Annotated in this window: 18 protein-coding genes; 10 read left to right on the plus strand and 8 right to left on the minus strand. The window is 64.2% G+C overall.

Annotation, left to right across the window (positions count from 1 at the left end):
- The first annotated feature begins 59 nt into the window (after positions 1-59).
- Positions 60-2,771 (plus strand): leucine--tRNA ligase, encoded by a 2,712-nt coding sequence (locus tag OKA04_RS10175; protein WP_264501049.1) that lies wholly within the window; start codon positions 60-62, stop codon positions 2,769-2,771.
- A 29-nt stretch (positions 2,772-2,800) separates the two neighbouring features.
- On the opposite strand, the gene OKA04_RS10180 is transcribed toward OKA04_RS10175, so the two are convergent.
- Complete coding sequence (locus tag OKA04_RS10180; protein WP_264501050.1) at positions 2,801-3,184, minus strand: hypothetical protein; 384 nt, start codon at positions 3,182-3,184, stop codon at positions 2,801-2,803.
- 255 nt (positions 3,185-3,439) lie between these two features.
- Here OKA04_RS10180 and OKA04_RS10185 point away from each other — a divergent pair, with 255 nt between their 5' ends.
- The 4 genes from OKA04_RS10185 to OKA04_RS10200 all read left to right on the plus strand — a co-directional run bounded on the left by OKA04_RS10185 (position 3,440) and on the right by OKA04_RS10200 (position 10,137).
- Positions 3,440-4,966 (plus strand): family 43 glycosylhydrolase, encoded by a 1,527-nt coding sequence (locus OKA04_RS10185; protein WP_264501051.1) that lies wholly within the window; start codon positions 3,440-3,442, stop codon positions 4,964-4,966.
- 12 nt (positions 4,967-4,978) lie between these two features.
- Positions 4,979-6,382, plus strand: a complete 1,404-nt coding sequence (locus OKA04_RS10190; protein WP_264501052.1) for a 3' terminal RNA ribose 2'-O-methyltransferase Hen1 — start codon at positions 4,979-4,981, stop codon at positions 6,380-6,382.
- Positions 6,383-6,392: 10 nt separating this feature from the next.
- The gene (locus OKA04_RS10195; RefSeq protein WP_264501053.1) at positions 6,393-8,957 is read left to right on the plus strand and encodes a polynucleotide kinase-phosphatase; all 2,565 of its coding nucleotides are present in this window, start codon (positions 6,393-6,395) and stop codon (positions 8,955-8,957) included.
- A gap of 79 nt (positions 8,958-9,036) precedes the next feature.
- Entirely contained in the window at positions 9,037-10,137 is a 1,101-nt protein-coding gene (locus OKA04_RS10200; RefSeq protein ID WP_264501054.1) for a metal-dependent hydrolase, read from the plus strand.
- Positions 10,138-10,375: 238 nt separating this feature from the next.
- Here the strand turns inward: OKA04_RS10200 and OKA04_RS10205 are convergent, their stop codons facing one another.
- The 5 genes from OKA04_RS10205 to OKA04_RS10225 form a co-directional block, all read right to left on the minus strand.
- Positions 10,376-11,758 carry an ATP-binding protein gene (locus OKA04_RS10205; RefSeq protein WP_264501055.1) on the minus strand — a complete coding sequence of 461 codons (1,383 nt, stop codon included), beginning with the start codon at positions 11,756-11,758 and terminating at the stop codon, positions 10,376-10,378.
- Complete coding sequence (locus tag OKA04_RS10210) at positions 11,755-12,423, minus strand: response regulator transcription factor (RefSeq protein WP_264501056.1); 669 nt, start codon at positions 12,421-12,423, stop codon at positions 11,755-11,757. Before OKA04_RS10210 ends, OKA04_RS10205 begins: the two co-directional genes overlap by 4 nt.
- Before the next feature lie 139 nt (positions 12,424-12,562).
- On the minus strand, positions 12,563-13,024 hold the full coding sequence (locus OKA04_RS10215; RefSeq protein WP_264501057.1) for a hypothetical protein: 462 nt from the start codon (positions 13,022-13,024) through the stop codon (positions 12,563-12,565).
- Between the two features lie 44 nt (positions 13,025-13,068).
- The gene (locus OKA04_RS10220) at positions 13,069-14,106 is read right to left on the minus strand and encodes a DUF3616 domain-containing protein (RefSeq protein ID WP_264501058.1); all 1,038 of its coding nucleotides are present in this window, start codon (positions 14,104-14,106) and stop codon (positions 13,069-13,071) included.
- 79 nt (positions 14,107-14,185) lie between these two features.
- Positions 14,186-15,538 (minus strand): tetratricopeptide repeat protein, encoded by a 1,353-nt coding sequence (locus tag OKA04_RS10225; protein WP_264501059.1) that lies wholly within the window; start codon positions 15,536-15,538, stop codon positions 14,186-14,188.
- Positions 15,539-15,642: 104 nt separating this feature from the next.
- Here OKA04_RS10225 and OKA04_RS10230 point away from each other — a divergent pair, with 104 nt between their 5' ends.
- Entirely contained in the window at positions 15,643-17,337 is a 1,695-nt protein-coding gene (locus OKA04_RS10230; protein WP_264501060.1) for an OmpA family protein, read from the plus strand.
- Positions 17,338-17,495: 158 nt separating this feature from the next.
- Positions 17,496-18,323 (plus strand): hypothetical protein, encoded by an 828-nt coding sequence (locus OKA04_RS10235; RefSeq protein WP_264501061.1) that lies wholly within the window; start codon positions 17,496-17,498, stop codon positions 18,321-18,323.
- A 14-nt stretch (positions 18,324-18,337) separates the two neighbouring features.
- Here the strand turns inward: OKA04_RS10235 and OKA04_RS10240 are convergent, their stop codons facing one another.
- A complete protein-coding gene (locus OKA04_RS10240) occupies positions 18,338-20,287 on the minus strand; it encodes a DNA/RNA helicase domain-containing protein (RefSeq protein WP_264501062.1) in 1,950 nt (649 codons plus the stop codon).
- Positions 20,288-20,493: 206 nt separating this feature from the next.
- Between OKA04_RS10240 and OKA04_RS10245 the strand changes: the two genes are divergently transcribed.
- The gene (locus OKA04_RS10245) at positions 20,494-20,748 is read left to right on the plus strand and encodes a hypothetical protein (protein WP_264501063.1); all 255 of its coding nucleotides are present in this window, start codon (positions 20,494-20,496) and stop codon (positions 20,746-20,748) included.
- A 120-nt stretch (positions 20,749-20,868) separates the two neighbouring features.
- Positions 20,869-21,585 carry a signal peptidase I gene (gene lepB / locus OKA04_RS10250; RefSeq protein WP_264501064.1) on the plus strand — a complete coding sequence of 239 codons (717 nt, stop codon included), beginning with the start codon at positions 20,869-20,871 and terminating at the stop codon, positions 21,583-21,585.
- A gap of 23 nt (positions 21,586-21,608) precedes the next feature.
- Here lepB and OKA04_RS10255 read toward each other — a convergent pair whose 3' ends face one another.
- Positions 21,609-22,082, minus strand: a complete 474-nt coding sequence (locus tag OKA04_RS10255) for a TspO/MBR family protein (RefSeq protein WP_264501065.1) — start codon at positions 22,080-22,082, stop codon at positions 21,609-21,611.
- 166 nt (positions 22,083-22,248) lie between these two features.
- On the opposite strand from OKA04_RS10255, the gene OKA04_RS10260 reads away from it, so the two are divergent.
- Complete coding sequence (locus tag OKA04_RS10260) at positions 22,249-23,457, plus strand: zinc-dependent metalloprotease family protein (RefSeq protein WP_264501066.1); 1,209 nt, start codon at positions 22,249-22,251, stop codon at positions 23,455-23,457.
- Positions 23,458-23,485: the final 28 nt, after the last annotated feature.

Here is a 23,485-nt window from a genome sequence, read left to right on the forward strand (position 1 = left end):
GGGACCCCGGGGTTTTCCTTTTCAAGATCAGCCGCTTTCGCCAATTTCCGCGCCCCGCCATGTCTGACCGCCGCAAACCGTTCCCCTTCGACCAGTTCGAGCCTGCCTGGCAGGACCGCTGGGACGCGGAGAAAACCTTCCGCACGCCGAATCCGGGCGATGCCGATTTCGACGCCACGAAGCCGAAGTTCTACGTGCTCGATATGTTCCCGTATCCCTCCGGCAGCGGCCTCCACGTGGGCCACCCCGAGGGCTACACGGCCACGGACATCATCGGCCGGGCAAAGCGCCGGCAGGGCTACAATGTGCTGCACCCGATGGGCTGGGACTCCTTTGGCTTGCCCGCGGAGCAGTACGCGATCAAGACCGGCCAGCACCCGGCGATCACGACCACGGCGAACATTGCCACCTTCAAGCGCCAGTTGAAGTCGCTGGGCTTTGGCTACGATTGGGACCGCGAGATCGCCACCACCGATCCGGACTACGTGCGGTGGACCCAGTGGATCTTCCTGCAACTGTACTCGTCGTACTTCGACGAGGAGGCGGGCAAGGCGAAGCCGGTGGCCGAGCTGGAGGCGAAGGGCTGGACGCGCGAGCAGATCGATGCGGTGCGCCTGGCATTCGTCCACGAGGCCCCGGTGAATTGGTCGCCCGACCTCGGCACCGTGCTGGCAAACGAGGAAGTCGAGGAGTGGCGCAGCAAGGGCCACATCGTGGAGCGCCGTCCGCTGCGCCAGTGGATGCTGCGCATCACGAAGTATGCCCAGCGCCTGATCGACGAGCTGGACCCGCTCGACTGGCCGGAAGGCATCAAGCTGCTGCAGAAGAACTGGATCGGCCGCAGCGAGGGTGCGGAGGTCGTCTTCACCGTGGCTGCGGCATCCCTGCCGCAAGCCTTGGAAATCACCGTTTTCACGACGCGTCCGGATACCTTGTTCGGTGCCACCTACATGGTGCTCGCACCGGAGCATCCGTATGTCGCGGAGATCACCACCGCGGAGCAAAAGGCTGCGGTGGATGCCTACATCGCCGCCTGCGCTGCGAAGTCCGATCTTGAGCGCGGCGACCTGAACAAGGACAAGTCCGGTGTCTTCACCGGCGCGTATGCGACCAATCCCGTGAACGGCGAGCAGATCCCGGTGTGGATCGCCGACTACGTGATGATGGGCTACGGCACCGGAGCGATCATGGCCGTGCCCGCGCATGACGAGCGTGACTTTGAGTTCGCGACCGAGTTTGGGCTGCCAATCAAGGCGGTTGTGAAGCCTGATCTGAAGTGGTTGGCCGCGAATGGCGGTCATCTTTGGGCAGAGGTGAAGGCAGGAGATGAGATCCTGAAATGGACTTTCACCGATTTGATCGAGGTTGCATCCAGCAAAGATCCTTCGCTGGCATCACAGGCTTTCGATTACTATGTGGCTCAATCGGCGAACTTCAGCACAGCTTTTGGCGATCATGGTGTCGCGATCCAATCGGATTTCCTAGATGGTCTGACGACGGCGGAGGCCAAGGTGAAAATCATCGCGTGGCTGGAAGAGAAGGGCTTGGGCAAGCGCCGCGTGCAGTTCAAGCTGCGCGACTGGCTCTTTTCCCGACAGCGGTATTGGGGTGAGCCCTTCCCGCTGACTTGGAAGGATGGCCATCACTACGCGGTGCCGGATGCCGAGTTGCCATTGCTCGCGCCGCCGCTGGAGGACTACAAGCCGAGCGGCTCGCCCGAGCCGCTGCTGAGCAAGGCCCGCGAGTGGGTCGAGTTGCCGGACGGCTCCATCCGCGAGACGAATACCATGCCGCAGTGGGCCGGCTCCTGCTGGTACTACCTGCGCTACTGCGATCCTCGTAGAAGCGACCGCTTCATCTCGAAGGAAGCCGAGAGCTACTGGGGTGGCGGCGACAAGCCGGGCATGGTGGATCTCTACGTCGGAGGTACGGAACACGCCGTACTTCACCTGCTCTACGCCCGCTTCTGGCACAAGGTGCTGCACGATCTCGGCCACGTCTCGACCAACGAGCCGTTCCAAAAGCTGGTGAACCAGGGCCTGATCCTTGGCGAGGACGGGCAGAAGATGTCCAAGTCCCGCGGCAACGTGGTGAATCCGGACGACGTCGTGCGCGAGTACGGCGCGGATTCGCTGCGCCTGTACGAGATGTTCATGGGCCCGCTGGAGCAGGTGAAGCCATGGAGCATGAAGGGCGTCGAGGGCGTCTCACGCTTCCTGGCCCGCGTGTGGCGCGTCGCCTTCGAGGAAAACCAGGCAGGCGAGTGGGTCACGTCATCGAAGATCCAGGACGTGCCCTGCACCGACAAGGCGCTGCTCAAGGTGGTCCACGAAACGATCAAGAAGGTCACCGACGACATCGCGAAGATGTCCTTCAACACCGCGATCTCGCAGATGATGGTCTGCACGAATGCCTTCACGCAGGCCGAGGTGGTGCCGCTGAATGGATTCCGCCTGCTGCTGCACGTGCTGAATCCCTTCGCCCCGCACCTCACCGAGGAGATCCACTCGCGCCTGGGTGGGACCTCCCTGCTCGCCGATGCGGAGTGGCCGAAGCATGACGAAGCGGCGCTCGTCACCGACGAGATCGAGCTGGTCGTGCAGGTGAATGGCAAGCTGCGTGACAAGGTCATCGTCGCGAAGGACGCCGACCAGGCCACCGTGGAAGCCGCCGCGCTCGCCTCCCCGCGGGTGAAGGAGCAGACGGATGGCAAGACGGTCCGCAAGGTGATCGTCGTGCCGGGCCGCCTCGTGAACATCGTCGCGAATTGATCCGCGAATCACGGGAGCTGGACCAGCGTTCAGCTCCCGGTGATGGTCCGGTGCCACTCGTCCTCCTCGGGCGCGCCGGTGCCGGGGTCCTCGCGGCCGGTGATGACCACCACCTTGCCGGTGAGGGATTCCATGAAGGTCATCACCTCGCCCGCCGTGCCGAAGACGAATTCGGCATGGCGCTCCTCCACCGGCAGGCGGACGAACCAGTGGAGCGCTAGCCATTCCCCGGAGCGCCCCAGCAGGTGGTCCGCGGCCTTCATGGTCAGGTCGCCCGGCGCGTAGCCGGTCTGGACGATGACGTAGGGGCCGTGGGCATCGTGCGGCTGGATCTGCGAGGCCATCGCCAGCTTTGCCAGGCTGATCAGTCGGGCGGCCGAGGGATCATTCGTGAGAGCACGGGAAAGGGCCATGGCGGCGAGTCTAGGGAATCCTCACTTGCCCGGAAATGGCAAAGCGCCGCCCGGCATGTTAGGGCGTGGTGCCGTGGGCATGGCGTGTCTTTGCAAGGTCTTCCAGATGTGGCGATTGGTGCGAGGGGGCTTGGATGAAAGAGGACTGCGATTTTTCCGGGTGCGGCTTTCTCGGCAAGCGGTGCGGTCGTCTGCTGGCACGGTGGGTCCTTGTCGCGGCTTGCACCTGTCCCGCCAGTGGGACACGTTTCGTGCATGCTAGCCCGTGTCATCACATGCCTCATCTCGGCGACCGGCGTTCTCGCCGCCGCGCCGACGTTGCCGTTCAAGGCTGACTTCTCCGATTTTTCCTCCGCCACGTGGAAGACCCACGGCGGCGAGTGGTCCGCCGAGGGCGGTGAACTCCGCGTGAAGGGAGGCGCGGGGCCGAAGGCGCTGCTGGACGGGCTGGAGGCGGGGGACTTCGTGCTGGATGTGGAGGTGCGCGGCGAGAGCGACGGAGCGCAGGCGGGCATCGTCTTCCGCGCGGCGGACGTGGCCGATGGCGTGGACGCTTTTCGCGGCTACTACGCGGGCGTTAGCGCCGGGCGGAATCTGGTCATGTGGGGTGCCACGGATCCGAAGTGGCGCACCATCGCGGCGAGGCCCGTGGAGGTGAAGCCAAAGCAGTGGTACTACCTGCGGCTGAAAGTGACGGGGAACAACACGAAGATCTACATCGATGAAAAGCCGATCACCGCGGAGACGTGGCCGGTCTTCGACGGCATCGATGCCGCTTTCGCAAAGGGCGGCATCGCCCTGCGCGCGCTGGATGGCGATGCGTCTTTCCGGAACCTGAAGATCGCGACGTATCGTCCGGATGCGCTCGCCCGCAGCTACACGAATCCCGTGCAGGCGGGATGCGCGGACCCGATGGTCTTCCGCCACGAGGGGAAGTACTATGCTTATACGACTTACACGCCGGACTTCCCGCGCATGACCCGCGGCATCCGTCTCTACACGTCCACGGATCTGGTGGACTGGAAAGACGAGGGCTTCGCGCTGAAGAACGAGGACTCGTGGGGTCGCTCGCGTTTCTGGGCTCCCGATCTCGTGGAAAAGGACGGCACCTTCTACCTCTACTACGCCGCGGACGAGCGCATGTGCGTGGCCACGGCCAAGTCTCCGGCGGGTCCTTTCAAGCAGGAGAAGCAGCAGCCGATCGAGCCGGACAGCATCCGCATCGACGGCCACATCTTCACGGATGACGATGGCCAGCGCTACTTCTACTACGTGACCTTCAAGGAGGGGAACGAGATCTGGGGCGGCAAGCTGAATGACGACATGGCGAGCGTGAACGTCTCCTCGCTGAAGATGATGGTGAAGCCGGACCAGCAGTGGGAGCGCCACCAGTGGCCGGTGACCGAGGGTGCCGAGATGCTGAAGCACAAGGGCACCTACTACCTCACCTACTCCGGCAGCCACTTCGAGAATCCGGAATACGCCGTGGGCTACGCCACCTCGGACAGCCCGTTGGGCCCGTGGAAGAAGTATGAATTCAATCCCGTGATGAAATCGACCGCTTACGCACACGGAACTGCGCATCACTGCTTCACCAAGTCGCCCGACGGGAAGGAGACCTTCATCGTCTACCATCGCCATAGTACTTTGCAGAAGACCGAGCCGCGCGCTCTCTCGATCGACCGTGTCCGCTTCGTGCCGGATCCCGCCGGCGGCCCGGATATCCTCCAGATCCACGGCCCGACCTCCTCGCCCCAGCCGCTGCCTTCCGGCGCGCGGTGACCCGTTCCGTCCGTGTTCCTCTCCATTACCAATCGCACGCCCGACGCCACCGAGCTCGGGCATCTGCTGCACAAGCATCCGGCGCGTTGTCACGGGGCGGAGCTGGCATTCGGGCAGGCCACGGTGTTTTACCCGGAGGCTACGCCGGAGTGCTGCACGGCCGTGCTCGCGGTGGAGGTGGATCCCGTGGGGCTGGTCCGTTCGGAAGGAGCGCGGCAGGGTGGCTGGGCGCTCGGGCAGTACGTGAATGACCGCCCGTATGCCGCGTCGTCATTCCTCTCGGTCGCGATGTCGCGGGTCTTTGGCACGGCGCTCAACGGGCGTTGCGTGAAGCGCCCGGAACTGGTGGACAAGCCCCTGGAGCTGGAGGCGAGGCTGCCGGTGGTGCAGGCGCCGGAGGGAATGCTGGAGAAGCTCTTCGCGCCGCTGGGCTACGCGGTGGAAAGCCGCCGCCTGCCGCTGGAGCCGGCCTTTCCCGAGTGGGGCGAGAGCCGCTACCACGAGCTGGTCCTGAGGGCCATGGTGCCGCTGCACATGCTGCTGAAGCACCTCTTCGTGCTCATTCCCGCGCTGGATCGCGACAAGCACTACTGGGTCGGGCGCGAGGAAATCGACAAGCTTTTAGGAAAGGGTGAGGGCTGGCTTGCGGATCATTCCGAGCGCGAGTGGATCGTCCGCCGCTATCTCAAGTATCAGGCCCGTCTTACGCGCGAGGCGCTGGAGCGACTCGCCCCCGAGCCGGAGACCGAGGATGGGGAGGACGAGGGCGAAGACGCGGCGGACACCGGGAAGGAGCCCGCGGTCGAGCGGAAGATCTCGCTCCACGACGCGCGGCTCGACCGCGTGGCGGAAGCCGTTGCGGCGCTGGGTCCGAAGTCGGTCATCGACCTGGGATGCGGCGAGGGCCGGTTGTTGGCGCGGCTGCTGAAGGGCACGCGGATTCCGAAGGTCGTCGGCATGGACGTCTCCAGTCGCGCGCTGGAGATCGCCCGGGAGCGGTTGGATCGCGTGCCGCCATCGCGTCGCGAGGGGCGGCTGGAGCTTTTCCTCGGTTCGCTGATTTACCGCGACTCGCGCCTGCGCGGTCACGATGTGGCGGCGCTGGTGGAAGTCATCGAGCACCTCGACCCGGAACGGCTGGAGTCGTTGGAAGAGGTGGTCTTCGGCGATGCCAAGCCGCGCACCGCCTTCGTCACGACGCCGAACCGCGAGTACAACGTCCTCTTTGAGGGCATGAAGCCCGGCGCGATGCGACACGGCGACCATCGCTTCGAGTGGACGCGCGCCGAGTTCCAGGCATGGGCCGGGCGCGTCGCCACGGAGCATGGCTATGCCGTGACCTTCGAGCCGTTGGGTGAGGAGCACCCCGAGCACGGCCCGCCGAGCCAGATGGCGGTTTTCTCCAGAATCCCTTGAGCATCTTCCCATGACCATCCGCATTCCAGAGCTGTCGCTCGTTCTTCTCATCGGTCCTTCGGGGTCGGGGAAGTCCACGTTCGCGCGGAAGCATTTCAAGCCGACCGAGGTGGTGTCCTCGGACGTGTGCCGCGGGATGGTGTCGGACGACGAGAATGACCAGTCGGTGACGCCGCAGGCCTTCGAGCTGCTGAATTTCATCCTGCGGCAGCGGCTCGCGCTCGCGAAGCTGACCGTGGTGGATGCGACGAACCTGAATCCGGAGGACCGGGCGAAGCTGGTCGCCATCGCGCGCGAATATCATGCGCTGCCCTCGGCGATCGTCTTCCGCATCGACGAGTCGATCTGCCACGAGCGCAATGCGAAGCGGCCGGACCGGGACTTCGGCCCGCAGGTGATCAAGCGGCAGTTCGGGCAGTTGCGGCGCGGCGTGCGCGGGCTGAAGAACGAGGGCTTCCGGAGCGTGACCCATCTTCGCAGCCCGGAGGAGGTCGATGCCGTCACGGGCATCCAGCGCGATCCGCTGTGGAACAACCGGCGCGACGATCACGGGCCCTTCGACATCATCGGCGATGTCCACGGTTGCTACGATGAGCTTCGTACTTTGATCGGGAAACTCGGCTACGGGGTCGAGGGTCACGTAGCCAGTCATCCGGAGGGGCGACGTCTCGTCTTTGTGGGTGACCTCGTGGACCGCGGGCCGGATTCGCCGAATGTGCTGAGGCTGGTGATGGCATCCATGGATGCCGGCACGGCGCTCTGCGTGCCGGGGAATCACGACGTGAAATTCCTGCGCTGGCTGAATGGCAAGAAGGTCCAGCCGACGCACGGCCTGGCCGACACCATCGCCCAGCTCCAGGCGGATCCCATCGATCAACGCGATCTCATCAAGGTGCTCGACGGTCTGGTCAGTCACTTCGTCTTTGACAATGGGAAGCTGGTGGTCGCTCACGCAGGACTAAAGGAGAGCATGCAGGGGCGCGGTTCGGGCAAGGTCCGCGAATTCTGCCTCTACGGTGACACCACCGGCGAACGCGATGAATACGGGTTGCCGGAGCGCCTCGACTGGGCGAGCGATTACCGGGGGAAGGCGCTGGTCGTCTATGGGCACACGCCCTTCACCGCGCCGCGCTGGCTGAATCACACGGTGAACATCGACACCGGCTGCTGCTTCGGCGGCGCGCTCACGGCGCTGCGTTATCCCGAGCTGGAGACGGTGTCGGTGCCCGCACAGAGGATGTATGCGGAGCCCGCGCGGCCATTGCGCGAGGAGCCCACGGCGGCCCAGCTTGCCAATGACCGCTTGCTCGATCTGGACGACCTGCGCGGCAAGCGCCAGATCCACACCTCGCTCCGCCCGGCCGTGACGGTGAGGGAGGAAAACGTGCTCGCCGCGCTGGAAGTGATGAGCCGCTTCGCCGTCGATCCGCGCTGGCTGATCTACCTGCCGCCCACGATGTCGCCCTGCGGGACGAGCGAGGTGGAGGGATGGCTGGAGCGACCGGAGGAGGCCTTCGACTACTATCGCCAGCAGGGCATCGCCCACGTCGTCTGCGAGGAAAAGCACATGGGCTCGCGCGCCGTGGCCGTGGTCTGCCGAGATCCCGCGGTGGCCATCTCGCGCTTCGGCGTGAGGCAGGAGAGGCGCGGTGTGATCTACACGCGCACCGGCAGGCCGTTCTTCAATGACATGGCGCTGGAGCAGGCGCTGCTGGATCGCCTCGCGGCCGCGCTTGAGACGTCCGGACTATGGGACGAGCTGGCGACCGATTGGCTGTGCCTCGATTGCGAGCTCATGCCGTGGTCGGTGAAGGCGCGCGATCTCATCCAGTCGCAGTATGCCTCCGTCGCTGCGGCGGGCGAGGCCCACTCGGCGATGCTCTCGGCCATGCTCTCGGCCATGCTGGGCCGTGCGATGTCCGGCGATCATCTGGAGGCGGATGCCAAGGCGATGCTGGCCCCGCTGCTGGAGCGGAGCGAGGCGCGGGCCGGCATGCTGGATCGCTACCGCCGCGCCTACCGGCACTACTGCTGGGACGTGGTTCGGCTGGAAGACCTGAAGCTCGCGCCCTTCCACTTCCTCGCGGGGGAAGGCGGCGCGTTTCATGACCGCGATCACCTCTGGCACATGGCCCACGCCGGGCGTCTGCAAGCTGCCGATCCCGAGCTCTTTCCCGCGACGCGATGGCGCGAGGTGGATCTCTCGGATGACGCCGCGGTGGCGGATGCGACCGCATGGTGGGAGGCACTCACGGAGTCCGGCGGCGAGGGCATGGTGGTGAAGCCCAGGGAATTCGTCGCGAAGGGCCTGCGTGGCATCGCGCAGCCCGCCGTGAAATGCCGCGGCCGCGAATACCTGCGCATCATCTACGGGCCGGAATACGACGCGCCGGAGAATCTCGCACGTCTGCGCCAGCGCGGGCTGGGGCACAAGCGCTCGATGGCGGAGCGGGAATTCGTGCTCGGGCTGGAGGCGCTCGACCGCTTCACGGCCATGCGCCCGCTGCGGGAGGTGCACGAGTGCGTGCTGGCGGTGCTCGCGATGGAAAGCGAGCCGGTTGATCCCCGGCTCTGAGCTGCCGTGCCATGCGGAAAATGGCGCCCGGTGAAGTTCCCGCTTGGCAAGCGGCCCGCCGTCCGGGTTGCTCCCGCGCGTGGATTCGCTCACGCAGTTGGCGCTCGGCGCGGTGGTTGGCGAGCTGGTGCTAGGGCGCCAGCTCGGACGGCGTTCCATCGCGTGGGGCGCGCTCTTCGGCACGCTGCCGGATCTCGATGTTGTCTTCGCATGGGTGCTCCCGACCGCCGGGGATCTGGTGCTGCACCGCGGCATCTCGCACTCCATCTTCCTCATCGGCCTGTTGACCTGGCTGCTGTCCAAGCCGCTCGCGAACCGCTGGAAGAAGGACAAGGTGACCCGCCAGCGCGCCGCCTGGTTCATCTTCCTAGCATGGGGCACCCACGTGCTGATAGATGTCTTCACGGTCTATGGCACCGGCGTGCTGGATCCGCTGCCGCTGCCGCGCGTCTCGACGGACAATCTCGCGATCATCGATCCCATCTTCACGATCCCTCTTCTGGTGGCGGTCATCATCGGCCTCTTCGTGAAGCCGAAGGAGTGGAAGAAAGGGAAGGGCATCCGCGCTGCGGCGTGGTGCACTGGCATCAGCTCGTTCTACGTGATCCTTAGTATTTGGGCGAAGTTCTCGGTGAGCCGTGCCGTCGAGGCGGACCTGGCGAGGCGCGAGGTGACGTGGCAGCGGAAGATGGAAGCGCCCACCATCTTCAATATCATGCTGTGGCGGGCCCTGGTGGATCGACCCGGCGAGATCTGGGTCGGCTACCGCTCGGTCTTCGATCCCGCGGACCAGCCGATCCGCTGGACCGTGGTGCCAAAGCGGGAGGAGGTCATCGCAGCCCATGCCGATGCGCGCGAAGTGAAGATCGTGAAGTGGTTTTCCAAGAATTGGCTCATCGCCCGCGAGTCCGCCGATGGCATCTGGCTCGCCGACATGCGCTTCGCGGAGATGCGGAGCTGGGACGAGCGCGGCGTGGCCTTTCGCTATCCCTTCACATGGACCTTCGAGCCCGGCAGCTCGAAGGACCGCCTGCGCTACCAAGGCCGCGACGCCCGCGATCCGGCGGAGATGCTGCGCCGCATGGGCCGGCGGATCACCGGCGAGAATGGCGCGTGGGAAGGAAATGCCCGCATGATCGCGCCCGTGCTATCGCTCCAGGAATATCTGGAGAGCCGCTGATCTATTCAAGGCTGCCAGAGATTCCGATTGGAGTGGCCGCCGCGCAGGGATCAGAGGAAGGAAGAGTGAACCGCGAAAAACGCGAAATCCCGCGAAATTTTCTGAATCGGGATTTTCTTCCTGCCTTTAGATTTCGCGCTTTTTCGCGTCCTTTCGCGGTGAACTGAAGGTCTCAATCCATTGAGAGAGCCGACCCCAATCATCCCGCACAAGCGGCTACGACTTTGTGTGAAATGCTCTAGGAAGGAAATGTCACCTCCACGCGGAATCTGCGGTCGGCGGTCAGGCTCGCCCGGCATTCACCGCCGAGCAGGGTGACGCAGGCCTTCACGATGGAGAGGCCGAGGCCCGAGTGGCCGTAGCCGCTGCGCGACTCATCCTTCCGCCAGAAGCGCTCGAAGAGCCGGTCGAGGTCTTCTTCACTGAGGCCGGGCGCGGGATTTGAGACGGCGAGGTTGCGCGGCGAGGCCTCGACCACGATGTCCGAGCCCTCCGGCGCGTGGGACACGGCATTGCCTAACAGATTCTGGAGAATCGTGCTCCAGAGGATGGGGTCGCTGGTGAATGATCCCGGAGAAACCCGCGTGTCCACCCGCAGGCGGCGTTGTGTCGCACGCGCCTCCACGCGCGAGACGGCGGTGGCGAGCGTGGCCTCCAGATCGATGGGCTCGCGCTGCACCGGCTGTCGGCCGGCGTCCGCGCGGGCGAGCAGCGAGAGCTTTTCCAGCAGTGCCTCCAGTTCATTGGCCACGGTCACCATCTCGGCGCAGCGCTCGGAGGTGGCCTCCTCCGGCCACATGGCACCGAGCTCCGCCATGCTTTTCAGCTCGGCCAGCGGCGTGCGGAGCTCATGGGCCGCGTGGCTGCTGAAGCGACGCTCGCGATCAAAGGATGCCTCAAGGCGGCCGAGCCACTCATTCAGCCGCTCCGCCACGGGGATCAGCTCGGCGGGCAGGCGCTTCACCTCCAGCCGCTGGTCCAGCTTCTCCGGCTGGATGCGGCCCACGTCGGCGGCGAGCTGGTTCAGCGGCTTCAGGCCGCGCCCGAGTCCGAGCCGGATGATCGGGACCATCAGGAACAAGGCCGCTGTACCCGCGATGGCGAGCACGGTGGTCAGCAGCGCGAACTGCAGGTCCATGCTCCCGGTGGGACTGGCCACGATGAGGTAGAGGTCCTGGTGGAGCTTCTTCTTGTCGTCCTTCGGGTAGAAGCGCTGCACGTAGAAGTGTGCGGCTTTCCCGTTGGCGAATTTCCCTTCGCGGATGCGCGGCTCGTCGTCGGTGGGCTTCTTGATGTCGGCGAAATTGCCGATGTCCTTTTGGTCGGAGATGAGCGAGGGCGAGCGCATGAAGCGCTTCCCGCTCATGCGGCGGATCTCGAAGTAGTCGTTCCCCTCCTTCCCGAATCCCGCGAAGTCCTGGACGGTGAGGTCGATCTCGAAGTCCCCGCTGTCGATCTCCGATGCGGTGATCAGCGCGCGCGCCTTCGCCGTGAGCGTCTCGTCGAACTGCGACTGCAGCAGCTCCTTCATCGCCACGAAGACACCGATGCCGGTGGCGATGAAGAGCGTGCCGATCGCCAGGCACAGCAGGAGGGTGAGACGCCAGCGGATCGAGATCATGCTTCGAGCACGTAGCCGAGGCCGCGGCGGGTGTGGATGAGCGCGGGCGCGCCCGGCGGGCAGACCTTCCGGCGCAGCGAGCAGATGGCGGAGTCCACTGCATTGCTCAGCGGGCCATCCAGTTCGGCGTAGAGATGTCCCTCGATCTGCTCGCGGCTCAGCACCTGGCCGGGGCGGCGGGCGAGCACTTCCAGCAGGGCGAATTCACGGGCGGTCAGCGGGATGGCCTCGCCCTCGCGGCTGACGGATTTCGCCGCGGTGTCGATTTCCAGCGGCCCCACCTTCAGCTTCGGATCCGGCTGCGCATAGCGCCGCCGCGCGAGCGCCTCCAGCCGTGCGACCAGCTCGGCGAGCGCGAAGGGCTTCGTGAGATAGTCGTCCGCACCGTCACCCAGGCCGCGGACCTTTTCCTCCACGCCATCCAGCGCGGTGAGCAGCAGCACCGGGGTATCGATGCCATCGCGCCGCCAGCCGCGCAGGACCTCCAGCCCGTCCTTGCCGGGCATCATGCGGTCGAGCACCACGGCATCGTATTTCGTGGCGCGGCCCATCACGTCGCCCTCCTCGCCATCCACGGCGAGATCGACGGCGTGGCCCAGGCGGGTCAGCGCCTTACCCAGCGTGTCCCGCAGCCGGGGCGCGTCTTCTATGACTAGCAGTCTCATGGGATGAACTGATGTGGGAAAAGCATGATGCCGGAAGTGGAACTCGTCCACCTCCGGCATCGGTTCCGGGATGCGCGCTTCCGGCTCCCGCCCCTCCCCGAGCAGGAGGCCGGCGCGCACGTCACCGCGAAATGGATTCTCAGTCGAGGTCTTCGGTTTCGCTGATCACGCTACCCTCGGCATTCAGCACCACCTTCAGGTCGGGGATGCCCTTGCGGTCGATCTCGACGTGCCAGGTCACCTTGCCATTCTGGACTTCCTTTTCCACGTCGTCGATCTTGCCACCGTGCTTGCTGACTGCCTCGCGGATGAAGCCGGGCATGGAGCGCAGCGAGATATCCTCGCGGGTCTTCAGGAGCGTGCCGCTGCCGGAGACGTAGATCTTCAGGTCGAGGTCGCGGGGCAGCTCGACCTCGCCGATGTAGATTTCATTTCCCTCGATGGCGATGAGGTCGACTTCATCGATCACGCCGCCGCGGGCATTTGCCTCGATGGTGGAGCGCACCGCAGGCGGGCAATCGGCGAGGCGGATGTCCCGCGCACCGGCGGTGGCGAGGGTGGCGATGGAGACAAGCGTGAGGGTCAGGATGTTCGTTTTCATGATCTTGTTAGAGTGAGTGGTTCGGTCTTTGAAATCGGGAAGTGTCAGCGGTGGATGCGGACGCTCATCGGCTCGCCGCCTGGCAATCCGTCGAAGATGACGAGCATCTCGATGTGGCTGTCGGTGTCATCCAGCACGAGCAGGGCCTCGCCCTTGCCGCCGTTTTCCGGGAGGCGGCCCAGGTTCCTCGCGTTGGAATCGCGGCCGTTCCAGTGGAGCAGCTCGAAGCGGGTGTCCGGTCCCGGGGCGGCGGTGACGGGGATCTTCTTCGATGCCTCGGCGCTCGCGTTGCCGGTCAGCACGATGAAGCCGTCCTTCACCGCGGCGATCTCGCGGATGCCCCGGCCCTTGCTGATGGCGATTTCGTGGACCTTCATCGGAGCAGGCTTGCCACCGTCAAAGAGCTGCCCGGGGGCAAGCTCCAGCACGAGGCCGCGGCCATCCTGGTTCGGCGCGCGCAGGCCGAACCACAGTTTCCCGCCTGACCAGGTCAGGCCCTCGATGTTCAGCCCGTTTTGCTGAAGCGGTTGCTTGAGGTGCGGCTCGACCCGAGGCGTCTTTTCCAGCCATGGCAGCAGGCTCGCGCGGCGGATGCCGTCCCTCTTCACCACGCCGGTGGCGGGATCGACGGGCACCTGATAGATCGAGTGGCGGTCCGGCTGGAAGTCGCCCTTCTTCTTCCCGAGGCCGTGGGAGCCGACAACGTAGTAGGCATTGTCATCCGGCGAGAATGCCACGCCCTCGATGTCCACTTCCTGCTTCTTGCCGGTGGACTCGATGGGCAGGGCGATAGGCCGCTTCGACTCGATGCGCTGCTTCGCGAAGTCGACCACGCCCGGCTGGACGTGGAACATCTCATCGCTGCCGACGAGCACGTGCGTCTTGCTGGCGGCGGCGATGCCGCTGAGGTCGAGCGAATTCTCGAAGCCCGCGAGCTGCCACTCGTCGTCCAGGATTTCCAGGCGTGGTGAGCCGGTATCGGTGCTGGCACCCGTCTGGGCGCAGGCCACCGGCAGCAGCGCAGCGAGGGCCAGCGCGGCCAGGGTGCCGGGACGGAGATTTGCAGGGCGGTTCGCTTTCACGCCGGAAGTCCTAGCTCCCGAACATGACCCGAAGATGACGGCGCGGAAAAAATCTCCGCGAGCTTCCGCCCCGTCTGGCTCAATCGCGGTCTTCGCCGGCGTTTTCCTCCATCTCCTCCTCCTCGTCGTCTCCGGCAGCTTCTTCGGCGAAGATCTCTTCGTAAATCTCGATCAGGTCGCTCTTCGGAGACTTCGCCTTCAGCATTTCCAGCAGCGCCTTGGCGACGGCTTCATCTTCAAGCTCCAGCGCGTGGTCGATGGCTGTCTCATAGGCGACCTCGGGGTCCGGCATCGCGTCGAAGTAGGGAGCGAGCTCGCCCACTTTTTCCGGCCCGGAGGAGACCGACGCCGTGGCCAGGCAGCCCTCGGACTCCTTGTTGTCCGCCAGTCCCTTCAGCGCGTGATCCAGGGCCTCCGCCTTCTTGTCCTCGGCGTAGTAGGCGTCCGCCATCATCTCATGCGCGTCGCTGTCCCATCCGAGCAGGTCGGCGTAGGTCTGGTAGGCGGTGCGCGCCTCGGCGAAGCGCTCCAGCCCTGCGAGGGCGAGGCCTTTCTGGAAATAAATGCCGGGGGAGGGATTTGGCAGCTTCTCCAGAGCATCGATCTCCTCCAGCACCTTCTCCGATTCTCCGTTCATGATCAGACCTGTCACAACCATCTGTCTGGCCACGATCTCCACCTCCTGAGGTGGGGAATGCTTCAGGATCTCCTCGGCGTGCTTTTGCACGGTGGTCAGCTTCTCCACCAGGTCCCCCGAGTGAAGGTCCTGCATGGCGGTCGCCATCGCCGTCATCGGGGCCATCCAGGGGGCGATCTTGCCCTTCAGGTTGCCAGCCACCGCGCCCATCATCGTGCTCGCGCGGACGCCCTGGCTCAGTTCTTCGAAGTCATAGGCCCTCCACGCCTTGTCCTCCTTCACCAGCCACCAGCGCATCTTCGTCACGGTCTGGAACTCGTTGTCATACTGACGCGTGTAGGCCAGCAATTGGTTCGGTGCCGTTTCCTCCAGCCGTGAGATCACGTGGCGGTCGAAGGACAAGTTTCCAGCCGACTTGCCCATCGATCCCTCTGCGCCCTTGATGAAGGCCGCCCGCTGTTTGTCATCGCGGAAGGAGATCAGCTCCTTTGCCTCCAGATGCCGGACCATGGCGTCCACGGAAAGGCATTCCTGGTAGGCGACCATGTCGCCTTTCCTCGCCGCGATGCCGAGTTTCGTGAAGAAGGCATCCACCTCGGCGTGCTCCGGCCGCGAGGGGTCGAGGATCTTCGCACCCTCCTGCGGGCTGTCGCTGAAGGCGCTCTTCATGCTTTCGCTGCGCTCCGCTTCGGTCTCGTGCGTCACGGTGATGCCCGGGTCGCTCTTCTTCTTGTTGCAAGACGACGTGAGCGCGGTGGCGCAGGCCAGGGCGAGCAGCAGGAGGCGTGAAGTCATGTCATGGAGATAAGGCAGGGCCGCTGCGCTTGGCGAGACAGGACTGGCACGCCCCTCCACATACGGCCGCATTTTCCCATCGCCGCGGCGTCTCCCTCCGGTGCATGCTCCCCCGCATCATGACCAAGCTCGGAAAGATCGTCTTCACCATCGTGGTCCTGCTCCTCGCCGGATTCGCCGTGATGCGGATGCTGGGGAAAAAGGACACGCCGCCCCCAGCCACGTCCTCGGCCACACCCGTGGATGCCGCGGAAATGGTAGCGCCCGATGGCGACAGCAGCATCGCCGCCGAGTACGACTTCATCGCGCCGGGCAAGGCCCCGCAGCTCCCCTCGCCCCGGCCCTACACGCCGCAGGACAATACCATCGTCCTGAATCTCTCCGACTACGCGGGCTACGCCGGCCTCATCGTGGCGAATGGCGGCCTGGAGCCGAATGACAACTCATGGTTCACGAAGAACGGCGGCTTCAAGCTGAAGATCACCCTCAGCGAGGAGGACTCGTGGGCGGACCTGCAGGACGGGAAATACGCCGCCACCGCCACCACCGTGGACGTGCTGTCAAACTACGGCCGCCAGTGGCAGGGCGTGGTGCCCGCGCAGGTCTCCTGGTCGCGCGGTGCCGACGGCATCATCGTGAAGAAGGACATCAAGCGCGTGAATGACCTGAAGGGAAAGACCATCGCCACCTCGCCCTTCAGCGAGGCGGAGTTCTTCATCCGCTACCTCGCCCAGGAGGCCGGCCTGCCGGTCGTGCGGCTGGATGGCCCGGAGCAGTCGCGGAATCCCGAGGCGGTGAATCTCGTCTTCCTCGAGGATGCCTTCGAGGCCGGGGATGCCTTCCTCGCCGACCTGAAGTCCGGCGGCACCCAGCTCGACGGCTGCGTCACCTGGGCGCCAAAGACCACCGAGGTGGTCACCGCATCCGAAGGGGCTGCCCGCCAGCTCATCGACAATCGCAACCTGCTCGTCATCGCCGACATCCTCGTCTTCAACAAGGGCTTCGCCCAGGCCCGGCCGGAAGTCGTCCAGAAGATCGTGGAAGGCATGCTGCTCCACAACGACCGCATCCGCGCCAATCCCGAGCCGCACCTGAAGACCATCGCCGATGGTCTGAAGTGGAGCGTGGAGGACGCGCGCGAGGAGCTGGCGAAGGTCCACCTTTCGAATCTGCCGGAAAACCTCGCTTTCTTCCGCGGGGCCATCGATGAGGCGGGCTCCTTCGCCTCCGTCTTCCAGATCGCGAATCTCGCCTACGGGGCCGAGCTCCAGCCGTCGCCCGTGGCCGCCACCTACTTCGCCGACACGAAGGCGCTGGAAGCCATCGCCGCCGGTGGCACGCTCTCCTCGCAGGTCGCCTCCATCCAGCCGATCAAGACCACCGACCAGGCACCCATCGAGCAGGACCCGCTGCTGACCCGCGACATCCGCTTCTACTTCCTGCCGAATAGCGCCGAGCTGGACATGGACAACAAGGAGAACCACGACTTCCTCTCCAATGTGAACCACCTCCTCGGCGTCTCTCCCGGCTCCATGATCCTCATGCGCGGCCACGTGGATGACGCGCAGAAGGAAACCTTCCGCACCCAGGGCGGAGAGTCCCTCGTCCGGAAGATGGCGCTCAAGGCCATGGAACTCTCCACCCAGCGCGCCGAGGAAGTGAAACGCCGCCTGCTGGAAAAGTATCCCTCCATCAAGACCGACCGTCTCGAAGTCATCGGCCGCGGCTGGGAAGAGCCCGCCGGCCGCGACTCCGAGCTGAATCGCCGCGTGGAGGTCCAGTGGTTCACGGTGGAGTGAAAGGGCAGTGTGCCGGGTGATCCGCGATCGGTGACCAGTGGTTGGAGATTTCCGTTCCGGACCGTCCGATGGCGCCATGGCCTTCCTTCCTGCGATCACCCGCACCCGTCCTTGTCTTTCCACCGATCACCGCTCACTGATCACCCGGCACTGATTCCATGACCGGCCTTGAGAAACTGAAAGCCTTTGTGAAAAGCCCGCACCACGCGTGGCTCGGGCTTCTGACGCTCGGGGCCGGGGTGGCCACCGTCAGCGGCATCGGCGTGGTCGCCGGGCTGGCGGCCTACGCGCTCGGCTGGATCTACCTGCCGGATTCGCGCTTCTTCAAGAGCTGGCTGGCCAGCCGCAAGCAGGGGGACGAGGGCGCTAGGCTGCGGCAGTTCCTCTTCCAGCGCCGCCAGATCTACGATGCCCTTCGTACTTCCACCCGTGCGCGCTACGAGCGCCTCGCCGGGGAGATCGAGAGCCTGCAGGATGAGTTCCGCCGCGATCCGCGGCTGAATGCCGAGATCGTCCGCCAGCGCAGCGAGCGCCTGTCGAATCTCGCGTGGACCTACCTGCGCCTGCTGCACACCGGCGAGATGCTCGACCGCTTCATCGAGTCCGAGGACCCCGCCGACTTGGAACAAAAGATAGCCTCGATGGAGAAGGAACTCTCCGCCATCGACGCAGGTAGCAAGGCCAGCCTGGCCGAGTCCCTCCAGTCCCGCCTTTCCTCGCTGAAGGCCCGTCTGGAAAAGCGCCGCGGAGCCGAGGAGAGCCGCGAGCTCACCGCCTCCGAGCAGGAGCGCATCGCCGAGCTCGTGAAGCTCTTCCGCGCCGACCACCTCGCCAGCCGCGATGCCGGCGCGCTCTCGCACGAGATCGACGGTGCCGCCGTCCAACTCGACCGCACCCGCGAATGGCTCAGCGGCCTGGAATTCGACACCTCCCCCGACATCCCCGAAGCCCTCGCCGCCGCCGCCCCGCTGAAGGTGGGGCAGTGATCCCATGCGGTAATCTACGAGGAATGCTTGAGTTCCTTCGCGCCGCAAGAACTCAAGAAGTCAAAGACGCCATCGTAGAACTCTGTCTTCCTCGTGACGTCTTCACCGCTGGGATCGCCTTTCGGAACGAAGATGACCATTCCTTTCCGAGCCCGCGTGAGAAGGACGCGGTAGCTGTTCTTCGCGACATCTTTGAGGCGATCCTGATTCCAGTCCGAACCGCTGAGTTTAAAGGCGGTCCAGTCATCGTGGTTGCGGCGTAGATCCGCGTCCCAGCATACAATGGTGTAGTCGAGTTCCAGCCCTTGGACTTGATACTGGTTTTGAACCGTCTCCAACGCGTTCGACGAGCGGACATCGGTGCTGGGGGCAAGCATCCAGTCTGCTATGCTCGGTTTGAGATCGACGAACAAACCTTCGGCGGCAAGCCGCTTCGCTTGTCCTGATGCGATGAGCCCTGCCCGTTGGTTGCCTGCCCGATGAGCCCTTGCCCATCGCTTTGCTTCCTCAAGACTGCGGGTAATCCACACCGTGGAACCTTCCCGTTCCATCTCGATCGCAAGCCTTTCCGCGGATGCCCGGTCATTATCGAGGAGGGCGCCGGCCCACTCTTCGATATGCTTGTTCCTGTAATAGCGCATCGACTGATGAAGATGCCCATTTTTCAGAACATGGCGCAGCGGATGAGCGGCCCATGTTTCCGGTGCCTTGAATTCGGCAAGTGCCAATGTTTCGTCCGAGATCGAATAGCTCCAGTTCTTGCGTTCCGCAGCCTCAAGCCAGGCGAGGATTCCAAGTTCGCCACGGTTGATCGCTTGATTGTGACCGACCAGTGCCAGCACGACGGCACCGCCTGATGGGAAGGCCGCCTTTTGAGCTTCAAGTATCAGGTCGGCTTCGTGGTCATCGAGGGCGCTGCCCAAGACAATCCGTCCTTTCTCATAAGTTCGCTGAGCTTCGTCAAAGACAAGCAAGCGGCCGTCTTCCTGTGAATGTGCGGATCCGCGTTTCCCGAGGAAATTGTGGGCTTTCACCACCTTGAAGTTTGCTGCTGCCGAGACCAATCGCGCATCTGACCGCCGATACCCCGTGGCCGCCCATGATTCAGCTCTGCTCCCTTGCGAGCGGAACGAGTTCGACAGTGCTTTGTTGAGGACATCGACCAGAGGGGCGTTCCCTGTCACGAAGACCGAGTTTGATGCCAGATCCCCGCGCATCACCAGATCAAGACCTACCAAGGTTTTCCCCGCTCCGGGTGCTCCGGAAAGAAAGATCACATGATAGGACCCTCGCGCGAGTGCCTCCCGGGCTGTGTCGCGAATCTCATTCACAGCCGCTTCGATGGATGCCTTTGGCGCCGCATGGTCTTGAATGGCTACGACATCGTGATTGCCGTAAAGCGACAGGGCAGCATCAAGGATCGAAGAGGACGGGCGGAAAGAGGAGTTCAACCACTCTGAGGAAGAAATCGGAGTCGTGGTTCGTCTGTGAGACATTCCAGTTCCGATGGTCTTACAAAAGGTGGATCGGTCACACTCCAACGGTTTCGACGCCATGGCCGGCCAGCTATTCCCTCCGAGGCCAGGCCAATCGGATTGGTTTTTGAGAATGCCTGCCGTGAGTGCGATGACGGGAACCACGATCACGCCATGGTTTCCTTCACAGAGTTCCTGAGTAGTCTTGTGGAATTCGATCAAGTTGACGGCATAGGTCATGACTTGGTCTCGATCCGCTCTTTGGATCTTCTGACGTTTGAATTCCACAACGAAGATGATGCCGTTGCCGATAAGGATGCAGTCAATGCGGAGCCCGCGTCGGCGGAAGTCATACTCGAGTACGACGTGAGTGATTTCGTTGCACTCCGGAGACAAGAGAGCTTCGCGCAGGATCGGTATCCTATCGTCCAGAGTGCTTTGAAGAAGTTCGACGCTGCTGTTCCACTCTTCGTTTTGATGAGCTTCCACTTCCAAGCTCTCGGCGGCCGCTCTTCCCGCGAGATGGTTTGCGATTGTTTCGGATGGTGCGCTGATAAATGTCTCGCGGGTCGCGGAATACCAAGCAGGAGACCTATGAAGACGTGACGGGGAAGTCATTGTGGGAGCCGAATGCGACGCAGATTTGTAAAAGACATCTTGATGAATGGACCACTCCTGGCCAGGTGATTCTGGCGATGAGTGAATCCAAAGTTCCCCTTCTGCTGGATAGCATGATGGTCGGTCAGATTCTCGATGCACTGGAGGTGCGGCGGGATGCTTGGGAGAAGACTTCCGCTTGGTTCCATGGCAAGCTGGGCGATCCGACTTTCCTCATTGAGGAATGCGATGATGCGGAGGAGGCGGATGGGATCGCAGCCTATTATCGGGAGATCGAGGGAGAGATCAGGGCGCAGTTGGAGCGTTATCGATCTCAGGATTCAGGAGGGTGACCGTCGTGGATCGGCGATGGGAATTTCGCTGCGGGATTCCATCCCGTGGTTTGGACAAGGGACGAGGGGGTGGGCGCTTTCAGGGGCGAAAGACACATTCCCACCCCGACTCATCATCCCATGAAATTCCTTCCTCTCCCTCCTCCGGTCCGGTCGTTCCTGAAGCGCAAGTGGACGGAGTGGCGTTCCACGATCCTGTTCGCCGCCTTCGTGCTCACGCCGGTGAAGTCCAGCCTGGCGGACATGAATTGGGTGCCATCGGGATCGATGAATCCCACCATCCTCGAAGGCGACCTGGTGTATGTGGACAAGCTCGCATACGACCTGCGCCTCCCGCTGACCTACCAGCGGATCGCGAAGTGGCAGGACCCGGCGAAGGGCGATATCGTCGTCTTCTTCTCGCCGAAGGATGACATGCGCATCGTGAAGCGAGTGGTCGGCACGCCGGGCGATGTGATCGAGCTGCGGAACCGCACGCTTTACCTGAATGGCAAGCCGCTCGACTACGCGCCGCTGCCCGCGGCGGAGTCGGCCGGGCTGAATCCGCCGCTCGCCGCACGCGCGGTGATGGCGGAAGAGGATCTCGCAGGCAGGGAGCACGCGGTGATGGCCATCCCCGGCTTCCCCGGGTCTCCCACCAGCTTCCCGCCCATCACCGTGCCACCGGGCCAGTACTTCATCATGGGCGACAACCGTGACAACAGCCTCGACTCGCGCGACTACGGCATGGTCGAGCGGAAGCGCATCATCGGAAAGGTCTCCACCGTCCTCGCGTCCTTCGACATCCTCGACAAGTACCAGCCGCGCACCTCGCGATTCATGAAGTCGCTGCGATAACGAGACCGCCGCTCCGCCTCCCGCTATCGGTTCAGCACCATGAAGCCCGCATTCAGGTAGGTGGCATAGCACACCCACAGGAGATACGGGACCAGCAGACCCGCCGCCAGCGGGTCGAGCGGGCGGAAGCGCACAATGGTGACGACGATGGCGAGGATCATCAGCACGATGACCACCAGCGCGGCGGCGAGCTGATGCGCGCCGAAGAAGACGGGCGTCCACGCCAGATTCAGCGCAAGCTGGATGAAGAAGGCGACGAGCGCCCCGCGCTTCGCCGGTCCCGCAGGCGCGCGATGCCAGATGAGCGCGAGGGACGTGCCGATCATCGCGTAGAGCGCGCTCCAAACCGGGCCGAAGACGGCATTCGGCGGCGTGCCCGGCGGGCGCTCGAGATTCACATACCACGAGCCGATGGACGAGGCGGTAATGTATCCACCCAGCCCGCCGAGGATTTCCGCGGCCACGATGCACAGGACGATCTTGAGCCAGAGAGGCATGGTCCACTCTCGCCGGGATTCGCCACGCGACAATGTGAAAGCGTGGCCGCGCGTCCGCATGCACTTCCGGCGCGCCGGGCTATGGGGCATTGGAATTGCAAGGGAATCTGAAATTTCCAGTCCGCGAACTTGTTTTGCAGTCCGCCGCCGCCTATGGCTGCCCCTTGTGAAAACTCCGGCTTTCTTCCGGTGGACGCGCGTTGCCACCGCCGCCCTTGCCCTGCTGGCCTCCTGCCCGCTGGCGGCACAGGTCATCGTATCGCCGCCCGAGACCATCACGCACCGCGTGCAGATCCAGCCGATCCGCGTGAAGAAGACGGACGGCACGACCGCCACCACCTTCGGGTCCGGCACGACGGAGACCTACATCAAGGACCAGATCAACCGCGTGTGGGCCCAGGTGGGCGTGGAGATCACGTGGCTGGCTATGGTGGACTACACGAACAACTTCGCCTACGACGGCTCGCCGGGGAACTATGCCACGACTTCCCGGCCGACCGCCCACCTCGAGCAGATCACTGACAATGCCGGCTCGCCTCCGAAGAGCCCGAACGCGATCGTGCTGAACCTTTTCTTCGTCGAGATCGTCCCGGGCTTCCCGCAGGTGAGTGACAATACCTCGAACGGCCTTGCATGGGTGGATGCCAACGGGATCACCATGCACGTGGGGCAGAACCTCCTCGGTTTCCAAGCCGGTCGCGACCTCATTGCCTCGGTTGCCGCCCACGAGATCGGCCACAATCTGGGGCTGGACCATCCGGCGAACGAGCCGACGAACCTGATGAGTTCGAATGGCACGGAAGAGCGGCTCACCAGCGCGCAGAAGACGACGATCTTCATGAACCGCTCGGGCATCGACAGCTACGAATTCCTCCAGGCGATCTCCGCGAGCAGCCATTACCAGCAGTGGGCCACGGCCAATGGCATCACCGGCGGGCCGGAGGACGATCAGGACCAGGACGGCATCGACAACGTGATCGAATACATGCTGAGCCTGAATCCGCGGGCATTCAGCCAATTGCCGTCACCCGTCGTGGCAGCGAATGGCCTGACATGGACCTTGCCGAAGAATGCCAACGCGCTGGCGGATGGCCTGGTCTATCAGGTCCAGAGCAGCGGCAGCACGATGGCTTGGCAGGCCGCGGGCTCCACTGGCAGCGGCAGCACGGTGGTGCAGGACAATACGAGCGCGCTGGTGGTGCGGCTGAATTCCGGGGGCGGCCGCCGCTTCATGCGGATGAATGTGAGCGTGCCAGCCGGTCTCACCGCATCCGGTGCCGCGGCCTCGTTCATCGCCCCCGAGGCCGCGCCCGCCGGGCGCGTGATCTCCGCCTGCGGTCATGAGGGCTGCGGCATCCGCACGCTGGTCCGATAGACAGGCCATCGCCGTGGACCGATGGATG

Origin of the sequence: Luteolibacter flavescens, from assembly GCF_025950085.1 — a bacterium.
GTDB classification, from domain to species: domain Bacteria; phylum Verrucomicrobiota; class Verrucomicrobiia; order Verrucomicrobiales; family Akkermansiaceae; genus Haloferula; species Haloferula flavescens.

What these genes read in the sequence shown, in the direction of transcription:
- OKA04_RS10235 (WP_264501061.1), top strand. Translation starts at nt 17,496, where the DNA reads ATGACCGGCCTTGAGAAACTGAAAGCCTTTGTGAAAAGCCCGCACCAC.
- OKA04_RS10195 (WP_264501053.1), top strand. Translation starts at nt 6,393, where the DNA reads ATGACCATCCGCATTCCAGAGCTGTCGCTCGTTCTTCTCATCGGTCCT.
- OKA04_RS10180 (WP_264501050.1), bottom strand. Translation starts at nt 3,184, where the DNA reads ATGGCCCTTTCCCGTGCTCTCACGAATGATCCCTCGGCCGCCCGACTG.
- OKA04_RS10215 (WP_264501057.1), bottom strand. Translation starts at nt 13,024, where the DNA reads ATGAAAACGAACATCCTGACCCTCACGCTTGTCTCCATCGCCACCCTC.
- OKA04_RS10255 (WP_264501065.1), bottom strand. Translation starts at nt 22,082, where the DNA reads ATGCCTCTCTGGCTCAAGATCGTCCTGTGCATCGTGGCCGCGGAAATC.
- OKA04_RS10225 (WP_264501059.1), bottom strand. Translation starts at nt 15,538, where the DNA reads ATGACTTCACGCCTCCTGCTGCTCGCCCTGGCCTGCGCCACCGCGCTC.
- OKA04_RS10205 (WP_264501055.1), bottom strand. Translation starts at nt 11,758, where the DNA reads ATGATCTCGATCCGCTGGCGTCTCACCCTCCTGCTGTGCCTGGCGATC.
- OKA04_RS10185 (WP_264501051.1), top strand. Translation starts at nt 3,440, where the DNA reads ATGCTAGCCCGTGTCATCACATGCCTCATCTCGGCGACCGGCGTTCTC.
- OKA04_RS10245 (WP_264501063.1), top strand. Translation starts at nt 20,494, where the DNA reads ATGAGTGAATCCAAAGTTCCCCTTCTGCTGGATAGCATGATGGTCGGT.
- OKA04_RS10175 (WP_264501049.1), top strand. Translation starts at nt 60, where the DNA reads ATGTCTGACCGCCGCAAACCGTTCCCCTTCGACCAGTTCGAGCCTGCC.
- lepB (WP_264501064.1), top strand. Translation starts at nt 20,869, where the DNA reads ATGAAATTCCTTCCTCTCCCTCCTCCGGTCCGGTCGTTCCTGAAGCGC.
- OKA04_RS10210 (WP_264501056.1), bottom strand. Translation starts at nt 12,423, where the DNA reads ATGAGACTGCTAGTCATAGAAGACGCGCCCCGGCTGCGGGACACGCTG.
- OKA04_RS10230 (WP_264501060.1), top strand. Translation starts at nt 15,643, where the DNA reads ATGCTCCCCCGCATCATGACCAAGCTCGGAAAGATCGTCTTCACCATC.